General features: G+C 67.2%; 2 pseudogenes. Both read left to right on the forward strand.

Going from position 1 to position 1,005, the window contains the following annotated elements:
- Positions 1–269: 269 nt before the first annotated feature.
- Positions 270–452: pseudogene (locus tag AC1DOC_RS34985) on the forward strand (hypothetical protein); the annotation flags it as partial.
- Positions 453–495: 43 nt separating this feature from the next.
- Positions 496–1,005, forward strand: a pseudogene (locus tag AC1DOC_RS34990) (helix-turn-helix domain-containing protein); the annotation flags it as partial.

Here is a 1,005-nt window from a genome sequence, read left to right on the forward strand (position 1 = left end):
CCGTGTGGTCGCGGCCGTTGACATTGAGCGCGCTCATGGTGGGGTCCGTTCTTCTTCGTGGGGTGGGGGCGCCGGTCGGCGCTGGAGGCGACTGTAGGAAGAAGCATCAGAAAGAAACAGTGGCGAATATTGCATGCCTTGTGAAGCCAGGCTTCATAAAGCAGGTTCATTGAGAGGAGACGGCCAGCCAATGGCCGTCAGAAACCACAGTGTCTTGCCTTGAGATTTCTATCTAAACGGTTGACTTATATGGACTTTCACMATGTTCTTTGAAATCGTCTGTTTGCAGTGAAAGGAAGCGAGGCCTCGCCTCTCCACGGTCAGCAGATGTGGTCTCCACGACCGGTGAGATGGCGCTCATGAACACCATGCATCCCATGGATTTCGTGGACGTCAAGCTGACGTTGGAGAAATATCCGGACCGCGATCCCCTCAAGCGTTCGAAAGACCTGTTGCAGGCCGAGATCGGTGTTGGCGCCGGTGTAGCCTCGCCCCATGGATTCCCTGATTGCCGCCTCCGCCCGCGCCCTGGCCGCCGGCGACGCGCTTGGCGCGCTCAAGCGGGTCGCGCTGCGCGACGACCCGCCGGCGCTGGCCCTGCGCGGCATTGCGATGGCGCAGCTCGGCGAGCATCCGCGCGCGCGCGAACTGCTGCGGCGCGCCGCGCGCGGTTTTGGCGCCCACGAGGAACTGGCGCGCGCGCGCTGCGTCGTGGCCGAGGCCGAGGTGGCGATGGCCATGCGCGATCTCGGCGGCTCGCCGCGCGCGCTGGCTGCGGCGGCGGCCACGCTCGAAGCGCACGCCGACCGTGCCAACGCGCTGCAGGCGCGGCTCATCGCGGCGCGCCAGTTGCTGCTGCTCGGCCGGCTCGAGGCGGCGCGGGCCGCGTTGGCGCCGCTCGACGTGCGCGACTTGCCGCCGGCGCTCGCGGCGGTGGCCGAGCTGACCGCCATGGAACTGGCGCTGCGCTCGCTGCATGTCGGCCCGGCACGCGCGGCGCTGGCC

The organism is Variovorax sp. 01T439_2 (genome assembly GCF_056398445.1).